This is a genomic window from Pseudomonas sp. QL9, assembly GCF_041409665.1.
In the GTDB taxonomy this organism is placed as follows: domain Bacteria; phylum Pseudomonadota; class Gammaproteobacteria; order Pseudomonadales; family Pseudomonadaceae; genus Pseudomonas; species Pseudomonas knackmussii.
Genome location: NZ_CP166971.1, coordinates 1,771,282 through 1,788,383, shown reverse-complemented (window position 1 = coordinate 1,788,383; position 17,102 = coordinate 1,771,282). Strand labels below are relative to the sequence as shown.

Genomic DNA, 17,102 nt, shown 5'->3' with positions numbered 1-17,102 from the left:
ACCTCTGGGGAGACGGGTCAGGCCTTCGGGCTGTGCAGCTTCTGCATCGCGCGCGTCCAGTCGCCTGCGAGCATTTCCGGCAGCACGCCGAGGGCGGAATCGATGCTGGCGTCGAGCAGGTCCTGTTCGCTGCGCGGGGCGCGGCCGAGGACGAAGCCGGAAACCAGGCTGCTGTGCCCCGGATGGCCGATGCCAAGCCGCAGGCGGTGGAAACCGTTCTGGTTGCCGAGCTGGGCGATGATGTCGCGCAGCCCGTTGTGCCCGCCGTGTCCGCCGCCCTTCTTGAGCTTGGCGGTGCCCGGAGGCATGTCGAGTTCGTCGTGGGCCACCAGGATGGCTTCGACCGGGATGCGGAAGAACCCGGCGAGCGCCGCCACGGCCTGGCCGCTGCGGTTCATGTAGGTGGTGGGGATGAGCAGACGAACGTCGCGGCCCTGGTGGCTGAACTTGCCGACCAGGCCGAAGTACTTCTTGTCGAGGCTCAGGCTGACGCGTTCGCGGTCGGCCAGGCGCTCAACGAAAAGGGCCCCCGCGTTATGCCGGGTCTGTTCGTATTCCGGGCCTGGGTTACCCAGGCCAACGATCAGTTGCACGGCAGTCACGACGGGGGCCCTTTCCTTAGGAGGCAGAGGCTCGCGAGTTATTACTCGGCGGCGCCTTCGCCTTCTTCTTTAACTACGCGGGAAGCGTGGATGTTGGCAACGGCCAGGTCATTGCCATGAGCCAGCTGAACCAGTTCCACGCCTTTCGGCAGCTTGAGGTCGGACAGGTGAACGATCTGACCGACTTCGACTTTCGCCAGGTCGACTTCGATGAATTCCGGCAGGTCTTTCGGCAGGCAGGAAACTTCGACTTCGGAGATGACGTGCGAAACTTCGCCGCCGCCTTGCTTGACGCCAACTGCGGTTTCTTCGTTCAGGAAGTGCAGCGGAACGTGAGCGGTCAGCTTGTGGTCGGCAACGACGCGCAGGAAGTCAGCGTGCATGACGTAGCCTTTGGCCGGGTGGCGCTGCAGGGCTTTGATCAGCACGGTTTCCTTGGCGCCGTCGACGCTGAGGGCGATCACGTGGCTGAAGGCAGCCTCGTTTTCCAGCAGCTTGGCAACTTCGCGCAGTTCCAGGGTCACGGAAGCCGGGGCTTTGTCGCCACCGTAGATGACCGCGGGAACCAGACCGGCGTTACGACGCAGGCGGCGGCTCGCACCTTTCCCCAGGTCGGAACGCGCTTGGGCATTCAGTACAAAATCAACCATTTCTAAATCTCCAGAATGACAAGATCGCCCGAGCGCTTGCGACCAGCGTTCGGGCGATTCTTCAATTGCTCCGCCGGGGCGGAGCGCTTTCGTCAGGCCAGGTTCGTCGAGGGTTTCCTCAACGGAACATGGCGCTGATCGATTCTTCGTTGCTGATCCGGCGCATGGCTTCGGCGACAACCGGAGCGATGTCCAGTTGGCGGATGCGGCCACAGGCCTGGGCAGCGGCGGACAGCGGGATGGTGTTGGTCACCACCAGCTCGTCCAGCACGGAATTCTCGATGTTCTCGATGGCACGGCCGGACAGCACCGGGTGGGTGCAGTAGGCGATGACCTTGGCGGCGCCGTGCTCTTTCAGAGCCTTGGCGGCGTGGCCGAGGGTGCCAGCGGTATCGACCATGTCGTCGACCAGTACGCAGGTACGGCCTTCGACATCACCGATGATGTGCATGACTTCGGACTGGTTGGCCTTCGGACGACGCTTGTCGATGATGGCCAGGTCGACGCCCAGGGACTTGGCGACGGCGCGAGCGCGCACCACGCCACCGATGTCCGGGGAGACGATCATCAGGTTCTCGAAGCGCTGGTCTTCGATGTCGTCGACCAGTACGGGCGAGCCGTAGATGTTGTCGACGGGGATATCGAAGAAGCCCTGGATCTGGTCGGCGTGCAGGTCGACGGTCAGGACGCGGTTGACGCCCACGACGGTCAGCATGTCGGCGACGACTTTGGCGCTGATAGCCACGCGAGCGGAACGCGGACGGCGGTCCTGGCGGGCATAGCCGAAGTACGGGATCACGGCGGTGATACGAGTGGCCGAGGAACGGCGGAAGGCGTCAGCCATCACGACCAGTTCCATCAGGTTGTCGTTGGTCGGTGCGCAGGTAGGCTGGATCAGGAAGACGTCCTTGCCGCGCACGTTCTCGTTGATTTCGACGCTGATTTCGCCGTCGGAGAACTTGCCGACCGAAACGTCACCGAGGGGGATGTGGAGCTGGCGCACGACACGGCGGGCCAGGTCGGGGTTGGCGTTCCCCGTGAAAACCATCATCTTGGACACGCGCAGTACCTACCGGGTGAGGGTGGACCTGATGAATCAAAAAGCTGCTCAAAGGCCAAAGCTTTTGAGCAGCTTTTCAGGGTATATGGCAGGGGCGGCTGGATTCGAACCAACGCATGGCAGGATCAAAACCTGCTGCCTTACCGCTTGGCGACGCCCCTATATGTATGTTGCTGTGCAGTGCTTTCGTTATCGCTGTACGCAAACCCCGGTGGGGTTAATGGCAGGGGCGGCTGGATTCGAACCAACGCATGGCAGGATCAAAACCTGCTGCCTTACCGCTTGGCGACGCCCCTGTATCGTACAACCGAATGCTCTGCATCCCTTCTCAGGCCAGCTCCTGAAGCTTGCGGTGCAACATCGAGATATTGCGCCCTTGGGCTACGAAACTTGGCAGAGTGGCCGGAAGTTGGCGGCGAACTTTATCAGCATCGCCCTGGTTTGGGAAGCTCCCAAACACACAAGCTCCGGTTCCGGTCAATCTGGCTGACGTAAATTTGTTCAGCAAGATCAAAGCGTTACGAACTTCTGGGTAACGCTTCTCGACGACCGGCTGGCAGTCGTTATGACCGTCCACCCCGAGAAGGCTGCGAACTTTAATGGGCGGCGTATCGCGTGTCAACTCGGGGTCGGTGAAAACTTCTGCTGTGCTGACAAAGACTTGCGGTACGGCCACGAGGAACCAGGGCTCTTCGAGTTCGACCGGCGTGAGCTTCTCGCCCACGCCTTCGGCGAAGGCCGCGCGGCCGCGGACGAACACCGGCACGTCGGCGCCGAGGGTCAGGCCCAGGGCCGCCAGGCGGTCTTCGTCCCAGCCCAGTTGCCAGAGGTGGTTGAGGCCGACCAGGGTGGTGGCCGCGTCGGAGCTGCCGCCGCCGATGCCGCCGCCCATGGGCAGGCGCTTGTCCAGCCAGATGTCGACGCCCAGGCGGCAGCCGGATTGCTCCTGCAGCTTGCGCGCGGCGCGGATGATCAGGTTGCTGTCGTGGGGGACGCCGGGAATCTCGGTGTGCAGGACGACCTGGCCGTCCTCGCGCGGGGCGAAGTGCAGCTCGTCGCCGTGGTCGAGGAACTGGAACAGCGTCTGCAACTCGTGATAGCCGTCGGGACGGCGGCCGAGGATATGCAGGAACAGGTTGAGCTTGGCCGGGGCCGGCAGGGTCAGGCGCGCTTGCATGTCATCAGTGCGCCTGGCCGAGCAGGCGCGGTTGCCAGCTCTTGATCACCAGGGTGACGTCGAGGTCTTGGCCGTGCAGCTTCAGGCGCTCGGGCAGCCAGTAGCCGTCCTGCTGCGCGTAGCTGCTGTATTCGACGTTCCAGCCGTCCTGTTCCAGGCGGGCCAGGTGGCTGTCGCCATCGAGGGTCAGGCGGCTCTTGCTGTCCGGGGCGGGCAGGCCACGCACCCACCAGAGCAGGTGCGATACCGGCAGGCGCCAGCCGAGTTGCTGTTCGAGCAGCGCTTCGGGGGATTCGGCCTGGTAGCGGCCTTGGCCGGCGACCTCCAGGGTCACTGCGCCTTCACGCCCGGTCAGGCGTGCGGCGCCGCGGCCCAGCGGGCCGGACAGGCGAATGTCGTAATAGCCCTGGCGTTGCAGCCAGAACAGCGTGCCGCTGCCGGAATCCTTGGGTGCGCGGATGCCAACCTTGCCGTCGATCTGCCAGCCGTCGAGGGCGGCGACGCGCTCCTTGTGGGCTTTCCAGGTGGTGGCGTTGCCCTGGCCTTCGAGGGATTCGTGGGAGGTGAGGCCGGCGCAGCCGGCCAGCATCAGCAGGGCGGCGGCGCCGAGAAGGTGAATCAGACGCATGGGAATCTCAGGGAGTCTTGGAGCCGGTCAGGCGTTGCAGGGTGTCGCGCAGAACCGGGCTGTCGGGCTGGTTCTGCAGGGCGGTGGACCACACTTTGCGAGCCTCGCTCTGCTTGCCGCGGGCCCAGAGCACTTCGCCCAGGTGCGCGGCGACTTCGTGGTCGGGGAATTTTTCCAGGGCCTGGCGCAGGTAGCCTTCGGCCTGGTCGAGATGGCCCAGTCGATAGTTGACCCAGCCCAGGCTGTCGAGGATCGCCGGATCTTCCGGGCTCAGCTTGTGGGCCTTCAGGATCAGGTCGAGGGCTTCGTCGTAGCGGGTCGTGCGGTCGGCCAGTGTGTAGCCGAGGGCGTTCAGCGCCATGGCGTTGTCGGGCTCGCGCTGAATGATGAAGCGCAGGTCCTTCTCCATCTGCACCAGATCGTTGCGCCGCTCCGAGAGCATGGAGCGGGTATAGAGCAGGTTCAGGTCGTCCGGGAACTGCTTGGTGGCCTGCTCGATCACGCTCCAGGCACGGTCGACCTGATTGCGGTTGGACAGGCCCTCGGCTTCGATCAGGTACAGCTGGATGGCGTAGTCGGGCTGGCGGGCGCGGGCTTCGGCGAGGCGCCGGGAGGCTTCGTCGAGCCGCCCGTCGTCCATGAGGATTTCGCTCTGGCGCAGCTGCGCCGGGAGGAAGTCATTGCTCGGGCCGACCTGGGCGTATTCCTTGAGCGCGGTCTGCGGGTCCTTCTCTTCCTCGGCGAGGCGGCCGAGGTTGAAGTGCGCGGCGTCGGTGTGGCTGTCGCGGTCGATCAGCTCGCGCAGGTAGACCTTGGCTTCGCTCCAGGCGTGCGCCTCGAGGCAGACCAGGGCCAGGGAGAAGCGCAGGTCGTCGTCGTCGGGGAACTGCTGGACCAGCGCGGAGAACTCGGCCTTGGCGTCGTCCAGGCGGTTCTGCTCGACCAGCAGGCGCGCGTAGGCCAGGCGTACGCGCTTGTCATCCGGGTGTTCCTTTATGCCGTCCTTGAGCAATGGCAGGGCCTCGTTGCTGCGCTTCATGCTTTGCAGCAGTCGTGCGCGCAGCAGCAGCGGGGCCACCTCGTGGCGGCTGGCCTGCTTGCTTTCCAGCAGGTTCAGGGCTTCCTGCGGGCGGCCGTCCTGTTGCAGCAGCAGGGCCTTGCCGAACAACAGCTGGCCGTTGTCCGGGTACTTCTTCAGCAGGCGGTCGAAGCTCTGCAGCAGGCCGGCGCGGGTGTCCGGGTCGGTCTCGGCGGCGGACAGGGCGAGGAAGTCGAAGTGGGTGTCGCCCTGGCCGTTGAGGACCTTCTCCATGTACACCATGGATTCGTCGTACTTGCCGGTGCGGGCCAGTTGCAGGGCGGCAGCGCGCTGGGCGTCGAGGTCGTTGGGCGCGGCCTTGGCCCAGATCAGCGAGGTGTCCAGGGCTTCCTGGTCGGCGCCGAGGTACTCGGCGATGCGGAAGGCGCGCTCGGCCACGCCCGGGTCCTGGGTTCGCTTCGCCTGGTCGACGTAGTTGGCCAGGGCGATGTCGAAGCGGTTGCGCTGGCCGGCGATCTCCGCCACCAGCAGCGAATAAAGGGTGTCTTCGCTGAAGGAGCCGTACTTGCGGTTCTTCTCCGCGCTGGCCGCGCTCTCTTTGGTCGGGGCGGGGGCTGTTGCCTTGTGCAGCATGGATTGGCAGCCGCCGAGCAGCAGCAAGGCAGTCAGCAGCGCTAGGGATTTGTTCATAGACGAAAGAGATGAACCTGACCGGCGGGGTGGGCCCCATCATGACATAAGCCAATCGGCAAGCCCATGGGGTGGGGGCCGCCAAACCCAGCATAGACGCACAGATCGGCCGCTTGCATTGCGGTGGTTGTCCTCCTTTCGTCGACGTAGGACAATTGCGGGCTTCCCGAATTACCTCAGCGATCCTGCATGGCCTTCATCGCCCTCGGCATCAACCACAAGACAGCTTCCGTGGCCGTCCGCGAGCGCGTGGCGTTCACTCCCGGGCAGATGGTCGAGGCCCTGCAGCTGCTGTGCCGGCTCACCGCCAGTCGCGAGGCGGCGATCCTCTCCACCTGCAACCGCAGCGAGCTGTACCTGGAGCTGGAGCATCCGCAGGCCGAGGACGTGCTGGCCTGGCTCGCCGACTATCACCGCCTGAGCCTGGACGAGCTGCGTCGCAGTGCCTACGTGCACGAAGACGAAGACGCCGTACGGCACATGATGCGCGTGGCCGCCGGCCTCGATTCCATGGTCCTGGGCGAGCCGCAGATCCTCGGCCAGATGAAGTCGGCCTACGCCGTGGCGCGCGAGGCGGGCACCATCGGTCCGATGCTGGGGCGCCTGTTCCAGGCCACCTTCAGCACCGCCAAGACCGTCCGCACCGACACCGCCATCGGCGAGAACCCGGTATCCGTGGCCTTCGCAGCGGTCAGCCTGGCCAAGCAGATCTTCGCCGACCTGCATCGCAGCCAGGCGCTGCTGATCGGTGCCGGCGAAACCATCACCCTGGTCGCCCGCCACCTGCACGAGCAGGGCGTGAAGCGCATCGTGGTCGCCAACCGCACGCTCGAGCGCGCCAGCCTGCTGGCCCAGGAGCTGGGCGCGGAGGCGATCCTGCTGGCCGACATGCCCGAGTACCTGGCCAAGAGCGACATCGTCATCAGCTCCACCGCCAGCCAGCTGCCGATCCTCGGCAAGGGCGCGGTGGAGACGGCGCTCAAGCAGCGCCGGCACAAGCCCATGTTCATGGTCGACATCGCCGTGCCGCGCGATATCGAGCCGGAAGTCGGCGAGCTGGAGGACGTCTACCTCTATAGCGTCGACGACCTCCACGAAGTGGTCGCCGAGAACCTGAAGAGCCGCCAGGGCGCGGCCCAGGCTGCCGAAGAGCTGGTCGGCGAGGGCGTCCACGAATTCATGGTGCGTCTGCGCGAGCTGGCCGCAGTCGACGTGCTGCGCGCCTACCGCCAGCAGGCCGAGCGCCTGCGCGACGAAGAGCTGCAGAAGGCCCAGCGCCTGCTGGCCAATGGCGGCGACGCGGCCGATATCCTGGCTCAGCTCGCCCGCGGCCTTACCAACAAGTTGCTGCACGCCCCCAGCGTGCAGATGAAGAAACTCTCCGCCGAGGGCCGCATCGACGCGCTGGCCCTGGCCCAGGAACTGTTCGCCCTCGAAGAGGGCAGCGAGAAGCGATGAAAGCCTCACTGCTGACCAAGCTGGACACCCTCAGCGACCGCTGCGAGGAGCTCACCGCTCTGCTCGGCGATGCCGAGGTGATCAGCGACCAGACCAAGTTTCGCGCCTATTCCCGCGAATTCGCCGAAGTCGAGCCGGTGTTCCTGGCCTTCCGCGATTTCCGCAAGACCCAGGCCGACCTCGAGGGCGCCCAGGCGCTGCTCAAGGACAGCGACCCCGACCTGCGCGAGATGGCCGAGGAAGAAGTCGCCGACGCCAAGGCGCGCCTCGCCGAACTGGAAGACCGCCTGCAGCGCATGCTGCTGCCCAAGGACCCCAACGACCACCGCAACGTGTTCCTGGAAGTCCGCGCCGGTACCGGCGGCGACGAGGCGGCGATCTTCTCCGGCGACCTGTTCCGCATGTACTCGCGCTACGCCGAGAAGCAGGGCTGGCGCCTGGAGATTCTCTCGGAGAACGAGGGTGAACACGGTGGATATAAAGAGGTGATCGCCCGCGTCGAGGGCGACAACGTCTACGCCAAGCTCAAGTTCGAGTCCGGCGCGCACCGCGTGCAGCGGGTGCCGGCCACCGAATCCCAGGGGCGCATCCACACCTCCGCCTGCACCGTGGCGGTGTTGCCGGAGCCGGACGAGCAGGCGGCCATCGAGATCAACCCGGCCGACCTGCGCGTGGACACCTACCGCTCCTCCGGCGCCGGCGGCCAGCACGTGAACAAGACCGACTCGGCCGTGCGCATCACCCACATCCCCTCGGGCATCGTGGTCGAGTGCCAGGAAGAGCGTTCGCAGCACAAGAACCGCGCCAAGGCCATGGCCTGGCTGGCGGCCAAGCTCAACGACCAGCAGCAGGCCGCGGCGCAACAGGCGATCGCCAGCACGCGCAAACTGCTGGTGGGCTCGGGCGACCGCTCCGAGCGCATCCGCACCTACAACTTCCCGCAGGGCCGGGTCACCGATCACCGCATCAACCTCACCCTCTATTCCCTGGGCGAGGTCATGGAAGGCGCGGTGGAGCAGGTGATCGAGCCGCTGCTGCAGGAATACCAGGCCGACCAACTGGCCGCCCTGGGAGACTGAGGCGCCATGGCTACCATCATGACCCTGCTTGCCGAGGCGCAGCTGCCGGATTCGCCGAGCGCGCGCCTGGACGCCGAGCTGCTGCTCGCCGCCGCCATGGGCAAGAACCGCAGCTTCCTGCGTACCTGGCCGGAGCGGCTGGTCGACAGCGAAGCGCACGAGCGTTTCGATCGCTGGCTGGAACGTCGTCGCGCCGGTGAGCCGGTGGCCTACATTCTCGGTCGCCAGGGCTTCTGGAGCCTGGACCTGGAAGTCGCGCCGCACACCCTGATTCCCCGCCCGGACACCGAGCTGCTGGTGGAAAGCGCGCTGGCCCTGGTACCGGCTAGCCCGGCCCGGGTGCTCGACCTCGGCACCGGCACCGGTGCCATCGCCCTGGCCCTGGCCTGCGAACGCCTGAGCTGGCAGGTGCTGGGCGTAGACCGCATTCCCGAGGCCGTGGTGCTGGCTGAGCGCAACCGCGAACGCCTGCGCCTGAGCAACGTCGCCTTCCGCCAGAGCCACTGGTTCTCCGCCGTCGAAGGCGAGCGCTTCGCACTGATCGTCAGCAACCCGCCGTACATCCCCAGCAGCGATCCGCACCTGGGCGAGGGCGACGTGCGCTTCGAGCCGAAGAGCGCGTTGGTCGCGGGCGCCGATGGCCTCGACGACATCCGCCTGATCGCCCGGCAGGCACCGCAGCATCTGGATGCCGGCGGCTGGCTGTTGCTCGAACACGGCTACGACCAGGCGGCAGCGGTACGCGACCTGCTGGTCCAGAATGGTTTCGTCGAGGTCGAGAGTCGTCGCGACCTCGGCGGCCACGAACGCATCACCCTGGGACGCCTGCCATGCTGAACGACGAAGAGCTGCTGCGTTACAGCCGCCAGATCCTCCTGCCGCAGATCGACATCGACGGCCAGCTGCGCCTGCAGCAGGCGCGCGTGCTCATCGTCGGTCTCGGCGGCCTGGGCTCGCCGGTGGCGCTGTACCTCGCCGCTGCCGGCGTTGGCGAGCTGCACCTGGCGGACTTCGACAGCGTCGACCTGACCAACCTGCAGCGCCAGGTGGTGCACGACAGCACCCAGGTCGGCCGCAGCAAGGTCGACTCGGCCATCACCCGCCTGCAGGCGATCAACCCGCTGGTGAAACTGGTCGCCCATCGCCAGGCGCTCGACGAGGACAGCCTCGCCGCGGTGCTGGAGCAGGTCGACCTGGTGCTGGATTGCTGCGACAACTTCTCCACCCGCGAGGCGGTCAACGCCGCCTGCGTGGCCGCCGGCAAACCGCTGGTGAGCGGCGCGGCCATTCGTCTCGAAGGCCAGCTCTCGGTGTTCGACCCGCGCCGCGAAGACAGTCCCTGCTACCACTGCCTCTACGGCCATGGCAGCGAAGCCGAGCTGACCTGCAGCGAAGCCGGCGTGGTCGGGCCGCTGGTGGGCCTGGTCGGCAGCCTCCAGGCGCTGGAGGCGCTGAAGTTGCTGGCCGGATTCGGCGAGCCGCTGGTGGGCCGACTGCTGCTGATCGATGCGCTGGGCACGCGCTTCCGCGAGCTGCGCGTCAAGCGCGATCCGCAATGCCCCGTGTGCGGCGGGCGGCATGCCTGACTCGCGGCCGATCGGGGTTTTCGACTCCGGCGTCGGCGGCCTTTCGGTGCTGCGCGAAATCCGCGCGCGCCTGCCCAGCGAATCGCTGATCTACCTCGCCGACTGCGGCCACGTGCCTTACGGCGAGAAGACTCCCGAGTACATCCGCGAGCGCTGCCGGCGCATCGCCGATTTCCTCATCGCTCAGGACTGCAAGGCCCTGGTGCTGGCCTGCAACACCGCCACCGCCGCGGCGGCCGGCGACCTGCGCGAGCTCTACCCACAGTTGCCGATCCTGGCCATGGAGCCGGCGGTGAAACCAGCGGCTGCCGCCACCCGCAGTGGCGTGGTCGGCGTGCTGGCGACCACCGGCACGCTGAAGAGCGCGCGTTTCGCCGCTCTGCTCGACCGCTTCGCCAGCGATGTGCGTGTGGTCACCCAGCCCTGCCCGGGGCTGGTCGAGCGCATCGAGGCCGGCGACCTGAGCGGCCCGCAGACCCGCGAACTGCTGCAGGGCTTCGTCGCGCCTTTGCTGGCCGAGGGTTGCGATACGCTGATCCTCGGCTGCACGCATTACCCCTTCCTGCGCCCGCTGCTCGGCCAGATGCTGCCGCCGGACGTGACCCTGATCGACACCGGCGCCGCCGTGGCTCGTCACCTGCAAGCCTCGCTGGCTGCGCGTGGACTGGAAGCCTGCGAGCCGGCTGCCGCCACGCGGTTCTGGACCAGTGGCGACGTGGAGCAGTTGCGCAAGGTGTTGCCGATCCTCTGGGGCTCCGAGGCGCTCGTCAGTCCTTTCGCGGACTGAGTATCAAGGCGCATACGCACCGATAGCATTTTGCTGACATTTCGTAAGAAAAGTCCGACGATCGCTCTTATAATCTTTGGCTATTCGCGGGGATTTTTCATTCAACGATTCCATAAGGATATTTCTGATGAAGAAACTGCTCTCGCTGGCCCTTTTGGCCGCACTGGTTGGGGGTGTAGCTAACGTCGCACAAGCCGCGAATCTGACAGTGGCAGCCGGGGGCACCGGGCAGGGCGATCCCACCCTGCGCCTGGGGGTGGGCTTCGACTGGGACAAGACCTGGTGGGACAGCGGCACTGGCCACCTGACTGGATACTGGGATGCCGGCTATACCTACTGGGCCGCCGGCGCCTTGGCGGGGGCCCGTCATTCGCTGTCTTTCGCCCCGGTCTTCGTCTATCAGTTCAGCGGCGGCTCGGTGCAGCCCTTCATCGAAGCGGGCATCGGCGTGGCCGGGTTCACCGGTCACCAGGTCGGTGACCATGACCTGGGCAGCTCCTTCGCCTTCGAGGACCGCCTGGGCTTCGGCGTGAAGTTCGCCGGCGAGCAGAAGGTCGGCGTGCGCGCCATCCACTATTCCAACGCCGGACTGTCGCAGCCTAACGAAGGCATCGAGTCCTACAGTCTCTTCTATAGCTTCCCGCTGTAAGACCGACCCCTCAGAAAAAAGCCGGCCCAATTGGCCGGCTTTTTGTTTCCGCATCCCCCTTTAGGAGCGCCTCCTACAAAGGCAACGTGTCATTCGCTCTTGGGGAGTTCTCGGAAGGCACGCAGCACCCGCTCGCGGCTGGCGCCCAGGTCGAGCATCGGTGCCGGATAGTCGGCGGCGCCGAACAGGCCGAGGCTGGACGGCTCGTGGATGGCGTCGTCGTCCAGGTGCGCCAGTTCCGGCAGCCATTTGCGCAGGAAGCGGCCGTGCGGGTCGAAGCGGCGCGACTGCGCAATCGGGTTGAACAGGCGGAAGTACGGTGCCGCATCGGTGCCGGTGGAGGCGCTCCACTGCCAGCCACCGTTGTTCGCCGCCAGGTCGCCGTCGATCAGATGGCGCATGAACCAGCGCTCGCCTTCGCGCCAATCCAGCAGCAGGTTCTTGCTGAGGAACATGGCGCTGAGCATGCGCAGGCGGTTGTGCATCCAGCCGGTTTCCAGGAGCTGGCGCATGGCGGCGTCGATTATAGGGAAGCCAGTGCGCCCCTGCTGCCAGGCTTCCAGGTCGGCCGGTGCGTGGCGCCAGGGCAGCGCTTCGGTGTCCTGACGGAATGCGCGGCCGCGGCTGACGCGCGGGAATCCGACCAGGATGTGCTTGTAGAACTCGCGCCAGAGCAGCTCGTTGATCCAGGACACGGCGCCGGCGTTGCCTGTTTCGAACTCGCCCAGGTTGTTCGCCAGCGCGGCGTGCAGGCATTGGCGGGGCGACAGCACACCGGCGGCGAGGTAGGGCGAGAGGCGGCTGGTGCCGTCCAGGTCCGGACGGTCGCGGACTTCCTGGTAACGCTTCAGCTCGTCTTCGGCGAAGGCCTCAAGACGCGCCAGTGCTTCGTTTTCGCCGGCAGGCCAGCACTCGGCTGCCTGCGCGGCAGTGGGCTCGAAGCCTGCCAGGCTCTGCGGCAGAGGATCACTCGGAACGCCCAGTGGTTCCTGTGCGCGCGGCGCCGGCAGGCAGCCGGGCAGGGCGGTGGCCAGGCGCTGGTAGCAGAGCTTGCGGAACTGGCTGAACACCTGGAAGTAGCCACCGGAGCGGGTCAGCAGGGTGCCGGGGGCGAACAGCAGTTGATGCAGGTGACTGTGGAAACCGATACCGGCTTCGGCCAGGGCGTCGCGCACCGCCTGGTCGCGGCGGCTCTCGTGGATGCCGTATTCCTCGTTGACCCGCACGGTGCCGATGTCGTGCTCGCGGCAGACATCCAGCAGCGCCCGGGGCGCATGGCTCCAGTCCGGCGCGCTGCGCAGCAGCAGTGGGATGTTCAGGCGCGCCAGGTCCTTCTGCAGCACGCGCAAGTTGCGCAGCCAGAAGTCGACCTTGTTCGGCGAGTCGTCGTGGGCGCGCCATTGTTCCGGGCTGAGCAGGTAGAGGGCGATCACCGGTCCCTGTTCGGCGGCGGCGTACAGGGCGCTGTTGTCTTGGCTGCGCAGGTCGCAGCGAAGCCACACCAGTTGGCGCTTCATGCCGGGCCTCCGTGCAGCAGGCCGAGGTTTTGCAGCAGGCTGCGTGCTTGAAGCGGGTCCTCGGCCAGGTGCAGTTCGGCCTGGCCGTTGCTGCGCAGGTCGGCGAGTTCATTGAAGTGGATGGTTACCGCTGCGCCGGCGAGGATCACCGGGCAGCGTTTGTCCGCGAGCAGGCGGTTGAGCTGCGCCGGCGGCAGCGACTGGTCGGAGTAGAGCAGCAGCGCGCGGGGCAGCAGTCGCTCTTCCGCCAGGGTGAGTTCGCCGATCGGCAGCGGGCCGTCGAGCACCCGCACGGGGCAGCCGGCGCTGCTGGCCAGCCAGGCGCAGAGCCAGTGGCCGGTTTCCAGCGGGTGTGCGGACTGGTTGATGAGCAGCAAGGGCGCGCCGTGCTGCTGGCGGTTGTAGTGATACAGCCGGCTGCCCAGCTTGCTGCGTAGCCAGGAGTGATAGAACAGGTGCTCCAGCGTGCTGCCGAACTGCCCCTGCCAGCGCTGCGCGAGTTGCTGCTGCAGCGGCAGCATCAATCGCTCGCAGAGGGTCTGTGCCGGGTAGATCGCCAGGGCGCTGTTGAAGAGTTCGTCCAGGCGGCGTTCGTCGACCTGGATGACCGCCTCCAGGCAGTGCCGCAGCAGTTCGCCCCAGGGCGAGTTGTCTTCGGGCAGCGCGGCGGGTGCAGCGTCGTCGAGCAGCGCGCGAACCTTGCTCACCGCCACGCCGCGCTCCAGCCAGGTGAGCGCCTGGCGCACGCGCTCGACCTGTTCGCTGGAGTACAGCCGGTGGCCCTTGGCGGTTCGCCGGGGCACCAGCAGGCCATAGCGGCGCTCCCAGGCGCGCAGGGTCACAGGGTTGACGCCGGTGAGCTTCGCCACCTCGCGAATCGGCAGCCACCCTTCCGCGAGCGCTTGCCGGTAGTCCGCGGTGGCGGGTTCGTGTTCTTCAGATTGCATTGCGCAGCCCCAGTGCTTCGGGATGAGGTTTCAGATAGGCCTGCCGTGCGATGTAGGGATGCGGATGCAGGCGGAAATGGTGTTTGAGCAGGGTGAGCGGGACTACCAGCGGCACCACCCCCAGGCGGTACTGCTCGATCACGCCGAGCAGCTCGAACTTGTCTTCGTGGGTCAGCACGGCCTTCAGGTAGCCGGCCAGGTGCTGCAGTACGTTGGCGTGGCTGCCGCGGGAAGCGCAGCGGCTCATGGCCTGGCTGAACGCGAGGTAATAGCGCGGGCCGAATTCAGCCGGGTCGTGGGCGCCGATCTGCGCCAGCCAGTGGCCGAGCTCGGCGTACTGGCGCGGGTGATGGGCGAGCAGCTGGTACTTGTAGCGGGCGTGGAAGTCGAGGATGCCCTTGCGTGTCAGTCCGTCGCGCAGCAGCGCCAGCCATTCCAGGTGGGCGAACACGCGGGTGAGGAAATTCTCGCGCAGCTGCGCATCATGCAGCCGGCCTTCCTCTTCGACCGGCAGCTCCGGGCGCGCCGCGCAGAATGCTTCGGCATACAGCCCGCGGGCTCCGGGGGGACGGTATTGTCCTTTGTCGTCGTAGAGGCGCACGCGGTGCAGGCCGCAGGAGGGTGACTGCTGCATGAAGATGTAGCCGCCGAGGTCGTCGAGATGGGCTGCCTGCTCCGCGCCATAGCTGCGCAGGGCGTGGCTGTGATCCTGCGTATCGTCCCGGCTGTTCACCGCGCGCGGTGCCGCTGGCTCGCCGACCAGGCGGATCGGCTGGCGCGGCACGCCCAGGCCGATGGCCATTTCCGGGCAGAGCGGGACGAAGTCGAAATGCTGGCTCAGTACATCGAGGCAGAGCGACGAGCGCTTGTGTCCGCCGTTGTAGCGCACGGTACTGCCCAGCAGGCAGGCGCTGATGCCAAGGCGGGGGCGGCTGGGAGGATGCATGGCGGCGAATCCTGTACGCGTGATGGATCTTGTACAGCTATTGCGTTCAGGATAGGCATAACCTTGTACAAGAGCAATGCCTTGTACAAGGTTTGGGCGGTGGGTCAGATGTGTTCGAGCAGGCGGCGGGCGGCTTCCAGTCCGCTCAGCCAGGCGCCTTCGACGCGTCCGGAAAGACACCAGTCGCCGCAGGCGTAGATGCCCAGGTCGGCATCGTTCAAGGCGCCGAGTTGCCGTGGTTCCAGCGGCCGGGCATACAGCCAGCGGTGCGCCAGGGCGAACACCGGCGCCGGTACCGCGCAGCCGATCATCTCGGCGAAGGCACCGTAGAGGTGTTCGATCACTTCTTCCTTGGGCTTGTCGATGTTCTGCCGGCTCCAGCTGCTGCTGGCGTGCAGCACCCAGGTGTCCATGTGCTCGCTGCGCCCGGGTTTGCAACGGTTGCTGGCCATCCAGGTGAGCGGACCTTCCTGGATGAAGCAGCCTTGCACCGGCGTCTGCAGCTGTTCGGCGAACCCCAGGGCGACGGCCCAGGTCGGTTCCATGGCGATGCTCGCGGCGGCGGCGGCGAGCTTCGGCGCGCTGGACAGCAGGGCCGCAGCCTGGGGCGCTGGCGTGGCGATCAGGACATGGCTGAACGGGCCGTGGTTTTGCCCCTCGGAATCCTGCAGTTGCCAGTGCTGCTCACCGCGGAAGACCTCGGTGATGCGGCAGGAGAAGGTCACTGGCAGGTCGTGCAGCAGTGCGCGGGTAATGGCGCTCATGCGCGGCGTGCCGACCCAGCGCGGCTGCTCGTCGGGCGAAGGACTCAGCGCACCGTCGCGGTACTGGTAGAGCGCCGGGTCCCATTCCTCGACCCAGCCGGCGTCGCGCCATTTCTGGATGGCGTCGAGGAAGCGTCGATCGCGGGCGGTGAAGTACTGCGCGCCGAGGTCGAGGTCGCCGGCCTCGCTGCGCTTGCTGGCCATGCGGCCGCCGCTGCCGTGACCTTTGTCGAACAGCCGGACTTCCTGTCCGGCGTCGAGCAGGGCGTGGGCGGCGGACAGTCCGGCGATGCCGGTGCCGATGATGGCGATGGGGGCGCTCATGACATGCCTCGTGGGTTGTTGAATTCAGGTTAGCGAGTCGAACAATCTTGTACAATCGGTTTTGTTTGTATAATTGCACCGCTTGCCACTCGGTTCGCTGCCGGCAATCAGCGCACCGCACATTCGGCCCTCCCGTCGAGAAGCGCGGCGCCCTTTTCCGGCTCTTACAGCGTAGACCCTCGGCACTGTCCGGCAGGTGTTCCAATGCAAGCGTCGTTCCCTCGTCCAGACTGATGGTAGGGATTGTCCTGATGGAAAGGAGTGGGCCATGCATATCCTCTTGACCGGCGGTACCGGCCTGATCGGCCGCCGCCTGTGCCGCCAGTGGAGCGCCGCCGGCCATCGGCTGACGGTGCTCAGCCGGCATCCCGAGCGGGTCGGCTCGTTGTGCGGCGAAGCGGTGCGCGGCATCGCCAGCTTCGAGGCCTACGGCGACGAACCGCTGGATGCCGTCGTCAACCTGGCTGGCGAACCCATCGCCGACCGTCCCTGGACGCCACGGCGCAAGGCTCTGCTGTGGGACAGCCGGGTGCGCCTGACCGAGCGTCTGGTCGAGTGGCTGGAAGGCCGCACCCAGCGCCCGGAGCTGCTGATCAGCGGCTCGGCGGTGGGCTGGTATGGCGATGCGGGGGAGCGTCCGCTGGACGAATTCAGCTCGGCGGCCGGCGAGGACTTCGCCAGCGAACTGTGCCTGGCCTGGGAGCAGATCGCGGTGGAAGCCGAATCGCTCGGCATTCGCGTGGTGCGCCTGCGCACCGGCTTGGTGCTGGCGCCGGAGGGTGGCTTCCTCAAACGCATGCTGCCGGCGTTCCGTCTGGGCTTGGGCGGCCAGTTGGGCAGCGGTCGGCAGTGGATGTCCTGGGTGCATATCGAGGACATGCTCGGGCTGATCGATTTTCTCCTGCACCAGAGCCAGGCCAGCGGTCCGTATAATGCGTGCGCGCCGCAACCGGTGCGCAACCGCGACTTCACCCGGGCGCTGGGCCAGGCCCTGCACCGGCCGACCTTCATGGCGGTGCCGGGGTTCGTCTTGCGCCTTGCGCTGGGCGAGCTTTCGCTGTTGTTGCTGGGGGGCCAGCGGGTTGCGCCAAAACGCCTGCTGGAAGCCGGCTTCGTGTTCCGTTACAACGATCTGCCGGCGGCCCTCGCCGATGTCCTCGGACAACACTGAGCGGCCGCCTCGACTCCTCGATTAAGGA

17 protein-coding genes and 2 tRNA genes are annotated in these 17,102 nt (G+C 66.6%); 7 read left to right on the top strand and 12 right to left on the bottom strand.

Annotated features, from left to right (window positions below):
• Positions 1-17 precede the first annotated feature (17 nt).
• From pth to ACA097_RS08340, 8 genes are all read right to left on the bottom strand, one after another.
• On the bottom strand, positions 18-602 hold the full coding sequence (gene pth / locus ACA097_RS08375) for an aminoacyl-tRNA hydrolase (protein ID WP_043249265.1): 585 nt from the start codon (positions 600-602) through the stop codon (positions 18-20).
• Between the two features lie 41 nt (positions 603-643).
• Complete coding sequence (locus ACA097_RS08370) at positions 644-1,252, bottom strand: 50S ribosomal protein L25/general stress protein Ctc (RefSeq protein ID WP_043249268.1); 609 nt, start codon at positions 1,250-1,252, stop codon at positions 644-646.
• 118 nt (positions 1,253-1,370) lie between these two features.
• On the bottom strand, positions 1,371-2,312 hold the full coding sequence (locus ACA097_RS08365; protein ID WP_015478849.1) for a ribose-phosphate pyrophosphokinase: 942 nt from the start codon (positions 2,310-2,312) through the stop codon (positions 1,371-1,373).
• An 86-nt stretch (positions 2,313-2,398) separates the two neighbouring features.
• Positions 2,399-2,473: transfer RNA gene (locus ACA097_RS08360), tRNA-Gln, on the bottom strand.
• A gap of 60 nt (positions 2,474-2,533) precedes the next feature.
• Positions 2,534-2,608 (bottom strand) — tRNA-Gln (locus ACA097_RS08355).
• Positions 2,609-2,640: 32 nt separating this feature from the next.
• The gene (gene ispE / locus ACA097_RS08350; protein ID WP_371369698.1) at positions 2,641-3,489 is read right to left on the bottom strand and encodes a 4-(cytidine 5'-diphospho)-2-C-methyl-D-erythritol kinase; all 849 of its coding nucleotides are present in this window, start codon (positions 3,487-3,489) and stop codon (positions 2,641-2,643) included.
• A 4-nt stretch (positions 3,490-3,493) separates the two neighbouring features.
• Positions 3,494-4,117: a lipoprotein insertase outer membrane protein LolB gene (gene lolB / locus ACA097_RS08345; protein WP_043249272.1), complete on the bottom strand. Its 624-nt coding sequence runs from the start codon at positions 4,115-4,117 to the stop codon at positions 3,494-3,496.
• A 7-nt stretch (positions 4,118-4,124) separates the two neighbouring features.
• Entirely contained in the window at positions 4,125-5,846 is a 1,722-nt protein-coding gene (locus ACA097_RS08340; RefSeq protein WP_371369696.1) for a tetratricopeptide repeat protein, read from the bottom strand.
• A 189-nt stretch (positions 5,847-6,035) separates the two neighbouring features.
• On the opposite strand from ACA097_RS08340, the gene hemA reads away from it, so the two are divergent.
• From hemA to ACA097_RS08310, 6 genes are all read left to right on the top strand, one after another.
• Positions 6,036-7,304, top strand: a complete 1,269-nt coding sequence (hemA, locus tag ACA097_RS08335; protein ID WP_043249282.1) for a glutamyl-tRNA reductase — start codon at positions 6,036-6,038, stop codon at positions 7,302-7,304.
• Complete coding sequence (prfA, locus tag ACA097_RS08330; RefSeq protein WP_371369694.1) at positions 7,301-8,383, top strand: peptide chain release factor 1; 1,083 nt, start codon at positions 7,301-7,303, stop codon at positions 8,381-8,383. Before hemA ends, prfA begins: the two co-directional genes overlap by 4 nt.
• Before the next feature lie 6 nt (positions 8,384-8,389).
• Positions 8,390-9,220 carry a peptide chain release factor N(5)-glutamine methyltransferase gene (gene prmC / locus ACA097_RS08325; RefSeq protein ID WP_371369692.1) on the top strand — a complete coding sequence of 277 codons (831 nt, stop codon included), beginning with the start codon at positions 8,390-8,392 and terminating at the stop codon, positions 9,218-9,220.
• Entirely contained in the window at positions 9,214-9,969 is a 756-nt protein-coding gene (locus ACA097_RS08320; protein ID WP_371369690.1) for a molybdopterin-synthase adenylyltransferase MoeB, read from the top strand. Before prmC ends, ACA097_RS08320 begins: the two co-directional genes overlap by 7 nt.
• Entirely contained in the window at positions 9,962-10,756 is a 795-nt protein-coding gene (murI, locus tag ACA097_RS08315) for a glutamate racemase (RefSeq protein ID WP_371369688.1), read from the top strand. Before ACA097_RS08320 ends, murI begins: the two co-directional genes overlap by 8 nt.
• Positions 10,757-10,883: 127 nt before the next feature.
• Entirely contained in the window at positions 10,884-11,405 is a 522-nt protein-coding gene (locus tag ACA097_RS08310) for an acyloxyacyl hydrolase (RefSeq protein WP_371369686.1), read from the top strand.
• Between the two features lie 89 nt (positions 11,406-11,494).
• Here ACA097_RS08310 and phrB read toward each other — a convergent pair whose 3' ends face one another.
• From phrB to ACA097_RS08290, 4 genes are all read right to left on the bottom strand, one after another.
• Positions 11,495-12,922, bottom strand: coding sequence for a deoxyribodipyrimidine photo-lyase (gene phrB, locus ACA097_RS08305; RefSeq protein ID WP_371369684.1), 1,428 nt, complete (start codon positions 12,920-12,922; stop codon positions 11,495-11,497).
• Entirely contained in the window at positions 12,919-13,869 is a 951-nt protein-coding gene (locus ACA097_RS08300; RefSeq protein ID WP_371369682.1) for a MerR family transcriptional regulator, read from the bottom strand. The genes phrB and ACA097_RS08300 overlap by 4 nt, the downstream gene beginning before the upstream one ends.
• Positions 13,859-14,815, bottom strand: coding sequence for a YbgA family protein (locus ACA097_RS08295; RefSeq protein WP_371369680.1), 957 nt, complete (start codon positions 14,813-14,815; stop codon positions 13,859-13,861). The genes ACA097_RS08300 and ACA097_RS08295 overlap by 11 nt, the downstream gene beginning before the upstream one ends.
• Before the next feature lie 104 nt (positions 14,816-14,919).
• Positions 14,920-15,903 carry an NAD(P)/FAD-dependent oxidoreductase gene (locus ACA097_RS08290; protein WP_043249297.1) on the bottom strand — a complete coding sequence of 328 codons (984 nt, stop codon included), beginning with the start codon at positions 15,901-15,903 and terminating at the stop codon, positions 14,920-14,922.
• Positions 15,904-16,171: 268 nt separating this feature from the next.
• On the opposite strand from ACA097_RS08290, the gene ACA097_RS08285 reads away from it, so the two are divergent.
• Positions 16,172-17,074 (top strand): TIGR01777 family oxidoreductase, encoded by a 903-nt coding sequence (locus ACA097_RS08285; RefSeq protein WP_371369678.1) that lies wholly within the window; start codon positions 16,172-16,174, stop codon positions 17,072-17,074.
• Positions 17,075-17,102 lie beyond the last annotated feature (28 nt).